Origin of the sequence: Autumnicola musiva (assembly GCF_031846585.1) — a bacterium.
Lineage (GTDB): Bacteria > Bacteroidota > Bacteroidia > Flavobacteriales > Flavobacteriaceae > Autumnicola > Autumnicola musiva.
The window spans coordinates 1-5,593 of the sequence record NZ_JAVRHK010000038.1 but is presented as its reverse complement, the minus strand read 5'-3'; the positions used below and the strand labels follow the sequence as shown (position 1 = coordinate 5,593).

At 31.8% G+C, this 5,593-nt stretch carries 3 protein-coding genes and 1 pseudogene; 1 reads left to right on the top strand and 3 read right to left on the bottom strand.

Features of this window, described 5'->3' with window-relative positions; all coding sequences use genetic code 11:
• Nucleotides 1–266 (top strand): annotated as a pseudogene (locus RM539_RS19475) (transposase); the annotation flags it as partial.
• 285 nt (nucleotides 267–551) lie between these two features.
• Here RM539_RS19475 and RM539_RS19470 read toward each other — a convergent pair.
• The 3 genes from RM539_RS19470 to RM539_RS19460 form a co-directional block, all read right to left on the bottom strand.
• Nucleotides 552–2,276, bottom strand: a complete 1,725-nt coding sequence (locus tag RM539_RS19470) for a TonB-dependent receptor (protein ID WP_311505091.1) — start codon at nucleotides 2,274–2,276, stop codon at nucleotides 552–554.
• Entirely contained in the window at nucleotides 2,264–3,481 is a 1,218-nt protein-coding gene (locus RM539_RS19465; RefSeq protein WP_311505090.1) for a DUF4249 domain-containing protein, read from the bottom strand. The genes RM539_RS19470 and RM539_RS19465 overlap by 13 nt, the downstream gene beginning before the upstream one ends.
• A 1-nt stretch (nucleotide 3,482) precedes the next feature.
• Nucleotides 3,483–5,593 (bottom strand): TonB-dependent receptor plug domain-containing protein (locus tag RM539_RS19460; protein WP_311505089.1); only part of this gene is annotated, 2,111 nt, incomplete at its 5' end.

The following is a 5,593-nucleotide window of genomic DNA, read 5'->3' as shown; positions in this document are numbered from 1 at the left end:
AAACTGGGAAGACCTAACCGTATTCTTTGAGTTCCCATTAGAAATAAGAAAAATCATTTATACCACGAACCTTATTGAAAATCTCAATGGGAAAATCAGGAAGTACACCAAAAACAAATTGTCTTTCCCTACAGATGAGGCAGTGATGAAATCTGTATATTTGGCTACTCGGGAAGCCACTAAAAAGTGGTCGATGCCTATCAGGGAACTGGGGCATTATCTTAAATCAGTTCCTTACGATCTATGAAAAAAGGGTCAGACTTTAAATAAGTCCAACCCCTGTTATTTAAACTTTACACACTTTGCGGGATAGTGTCCTTAATATTTTTGCTCTGTGTCACTTAGAAGTTTACAGGGCAATAAATAACATCCTTTCGAAAAACGTTAGGGGTTTTATAACAATTACATCAGCAATATTATATTACAATTTAAATTTATTCTTGTTACAGTTCCATACCCTCTAGAGCATTCTGAGAAGCTTTAAATTGTCATGGTATTTATTTAGCTCTTTCCTATGTGCAATGTTGCTCTCTGGATATTATCAATTTCATTTATTCTACCATAAAATAAGTGGTTACATCTATTTTCTCGCCCTGATCATTGTAACCTTTTATATCAATTTCATACCATCCTTTAATATCGGAAGTATAGAATTCATTTTTAAGAGTAGTTTTATCATTAAGATTGACATTATAATCCCAAAATAATTGGGTTCTATAGTCAGGAATATGAGACAGTTTTTGGTTCTGCGAATATTTAGGTTGATAATAAGAGAGCTTTAAATTAGGATATAAATAGTCGTAATTTTTAAGATTAGTATTCTTGCCATAATTTCCTTCTATAGTAGTAACGTCTATTATTCCAGCGAATATTTTTGAACCATATCTGTAATTGTCAGGGACTACAGTAATTGTTTCTATTTTTTCGGCTTCATAATTCACTAATACACTATTATCATTTATCATAATACCGTCAATTAGTACTAAAGGATGAAGCCCATTTATTCCTGCTATATTTTCTTCTTCTCTATAACTATGAGTTTTAAATACATAGTTATTCCCCTCTTTTCTTAAAGCCGCCTTATCGATAATTTCTACAAAAGTTTCATTAACAGTCGGAAATCTCGTGTACTCATCGAGATTGTAAGCAAAACCTAAAGGAGAATAAAAATGATCTTTATCCGGCGTAGAAATAACACTATCAGCTTTAGTTTCAGTATATGCATTTTCAATTTGATTGGCGGTGCTTTTAAATTCAATCCAGCTTTTCAATCTTTCATCTACGTAAAGGTTTAAGGATTTTTTCTTAAGATTAATATAATTCAAAACTGGTTCACTTAATTCTACCTGAAAATCCTCATCATTAGCATCTATAACATAAATATTTAGATCCTCATCTTTATATTCGCTCTTATCCAAATTAAAAATAAACTGTCCCTTGTCATCAGTACGAGCTATTTTAAATACGTATTGCTTACCGGGAATTGATATGGCAATTATTTGGTTTGCTGCATTCAATTTTTCATCTTTTGAAGATATTGAACCCTGGATAATACTCCCCCGTATCTCAGGAACAAAAAATTGGTTAGAACTTATTTCTATTTCATGCCCATCTTGAGTTTTTATTATCTCGATGGGTTTTACTTTCTTAACAGAGATAGTGAATGGAGTTTGAAAAGGAATATTACTTTCAATTGTCATTTGGACTTTCTGCCGTAATCCATAGGTTTTTTTATCTGTTTTTACTAAAATATCTGAACGTGTATATTTATCTTCTGAATGTACAGAAAGATCCTTGGACTTATAATTTATTTTTATGGCATCATTAGAGGTATTTAAATCTAAATTTTGAAAAGGATTCAATATAATAATATCTTTTTCAGCAAACGGAGTATGCTCTTTGTTATTCATTGACCAATTAGTCGCCGCAATCAGATAGTATTTCCCTGAAGGTAAGGAAGAATTAATAAATAGTTCACCATTACCAACTCCTTTATCCAAAATTATCTTCTGAATTAAAATCCTTTCTCCTGTAGAATTATAAAGGCCTACCTCTACAGTTTGGCTAATTCTACTTAAAGAATGTTTCTTATTAGTAGTCACTAAAATTTGATAAAAAAGATCTGATCCAGAGACTACCAGATCCTCAGAAGATGTTATTTTAACAATCTCTTCCGGTAGGGTATTTTTTTTAGACGCAGAGTTGGTTTGGGCGTTTCCAATTTGAAAGAAAACGGATAAAAATAAAAGAGAAATTGAAAAACTTAATCTATCCAAAATTCAGGTTTTGTTTTTGATGAAAAAGAAGTGCAATTTGCACATTCTGTTCTTACGATTGTATAAATTAACTCTTCTTCGGTTTGCTCGGGAACAATTTCGTATTCATTATTTTTGAGTGCTTCATATAATGCCTGGCGCTCATTTAAATCTCCATCAAAAGGAACTGGTAAGTTGTCTTTATAATCATAAGTAATGGTTTCACAATCATAAAAATAAGCTGGAGTGGGAATATTGAAGTCTTCATGATTGAAAAAAATCCGTTTTGACTCTTTTAGAGCTACATCAAAATAGCCTATTACTAAATCTTCACTATTAGCTGTATTGTAAATATTCCCCTGAATAGCACCAGGTTGGTTCTGAGAAAATATACTTTCTGAACTTCCGAGATCGTTTAGAATTTTATAAAAGGAATATGCTTCGGGGCTCTCCGTATACTGAATAACTTTAATACTAAACCGTTCTCTAATAATTGGGTCTTTGCCATCAATAAATCGAATAGGCACAGCTTCAGCTAAATTTTCAGCTAAATTGGAGGTAGTTATTTGGTTTATTCCGTGTGAAAAATTGGAGGAATAACAGATTCTTCCTTCCCCTATCTCATTTCCCAATGTTACTTCTACATCGTATGTTTCTCCAAATTGTATGATATTTTTTAGTGAAGCTTCGAATCCAGAATAATAAGGTGATTCAATTTCATAAGTTTCTTCATATTGATAACGAAAATAAGTTCCATTATTAGCACTTCCTTTCGAATCGGCATATACTTGAATTCCTTCTACATCATTTTTAGTGATTTTTTCTGCATAAACATTAGTAAGCATTGCTTCTTCTGGCAATTTTACTTCAGAAGATTGGTAAACCTTTCCATCGCTAGTTTCTATTAATAGAGAATAGTAAACATCTGGTTTTGCCGAAAAAGCTGTATTCGAATAGTAAACGCCATTTGTTCCTTGTGAAAATTGATGATTTTCTCCATCATTAGATAATACTGTTATCTCTGCATTATCTTCAATTAATGGCTCTTCTTCTTCCAAACGCATAGTTTTCGATAATTTAATTGACTGGATTTCCAGATTATCCGAAATATTGGCTTCTACTACTAATGCCGTTTGAAAATCAATTATTTCTGGTGTAAATTCTTCTTTACAACTACTAAAGGATAAGATTAAAAACAGTAATATATATTTTAATATGTTTTTCATTCTAAAACTTAAAATTATAAGTTATTGTAGGAACAGGAACTGAAAATATAGAGGTTTTATATGAACGTATATCTCCATCATTATCATTAACAAAATAAATTGAATAGGGATTGTTTCTTCCTAATACATTGTAAACCGAAATATTCCAAAAACTATGGGCTAGTTTATTTTTCTTATGATTACCTTCAATATTAACCCCAAGATCCAGTCTGTAATAATCCGGTATTCTGTATTTATTCCTATCACTGTAAAGTACCTGTTCTTCGCCTGCATAATTAAACCTCCCTACAGGGTAAGTTACCGGGCTACCAGTTTGATAAGTGAAATTTCCAGATATACTATATCTATTTGTAATTTTATAATTACTTACAATAGAAACATCATGAGGTCTGTCATGATTTGCCGGGAAAAAATTACCACTGTTTACCTTTTCTTGTTGAATTGGACTATCTAATTTCACAAAAGAACGGGAATAACTATAGCCTAGGTAACCATTTAATTTCCCAGTATCTTTTCTAAGTAAAAATTCAATGCCATAAGCTTTGCCTTCTCCCTGCAATAATTCAGTTTCTATGTTTTCATTTAGAATAAGATCAGCCCCTACTTTATAATCTAATAGGTTATCCATAGTTTTATAGTAGCCCTCTACGCTCAATTCCAGATTTTTATTTTCAAAATTTTTATACAAGCCCAAAGAATATTGATTCCCTTTTTGAGGTTTAATGTTATAATCTGACAATTTATAGGTATCGGTTGGAGAAACTGTCGTATTATTCGATAAAAGATGTATATATTGAATGGTTTTATTAAAACTCCCTTTAATAGAAAGTGTTGGCCTTAATAAATAACGCAGTGAAGCTCTAATTTCAGGTCCCCTATAGGTTTTAATTGTTTCATTTTTTCCAAACTGTAATCGTTCTACTATAGAAGATTCACTTTTTATAGTACCTTCCTGATAACTATTTTGTTCTGATGGTCCAAGTGCAGCATAAAATGAATATCTTAAACCTATATTCATTAATAATTTGTTGGTTACTTCATAACTATCAGCAATGAAGACTGCCGATTCTAATCCTTTTTCCTCGGGGATACTCATTGGTTCAATTAGTGATTCTTCATCAAACCTCCTAATATTTCCCGGAGCAATAGTATAGACCTTTGAACTAATGCCATATTTAAATTTGTGATTCTTTAAAGCCTTTGGATTATAATTAAATTTCAGTTTAGCTTGCGACTCTCTTATATTATAGTTGAAGTTAAAGTTACGTGTATTGCCACTGTCATAATCTATATTATATTTATAGTTACTATGGACCAAAGTAAATTCCGCACTATGATAACTATCAAATTTATGCTGCCATTTGAATGAACCTAATTTATTTTTATAATTAAATAACGAATCATTTGTGATGCTAAATTTATCATCACTATAATAAAGGGTGAGCTGAAAATTATCTTTCTTATTCAATTTGTGCTTATACTTAATGATCCCATCATAAAATGAAGCCTGGCTATTTTTTAAGTTTTCTTCAGAAAGTGAGCGTAAAATCCAATCACTATAGGTTGCTCGCGCTCCAGCAATTAACGAAGCCTTATTTTTTACAATGGGTATTTCTACAGTCATATTACCCGTAACTGGACCAATAGAACCTTCTCCTGAAATTTCCTCAAAATTCCCGTCTCTTGTACTTATATCAAAAACTGAAGAAAGCCTTCCTCCAAATTCGGCAGGTATATTTCCTTTATATATATCTACGTTTCCCGTAGTAAATGGATTGATAGCGGAAAAAAATCCTAGAAAGTGACTTGGTGAATAGATTACGGCATCATCTAATAATATCAAATTTTGATCTGTTCTTCCACCACGTACATTAAAACCCATAGCACCTTCCCCAGCCGTTTTTATACCAGGCAAGGTGGCGGCCACTTTTAATATGTCGCGTTCTCCCAATACTAATGGTATGGTTTTAATTTTTTCAGGATCTATAGAAGAAACGCCCATAACAGCACTTTCTATGTTTTCATCTTTATTGGCTTCAATGAGAACATCACCAAGCATTTCCATATTCTCCCGTAGTTCTAAATTTAATTTTCCATCACCATAAACCAGTA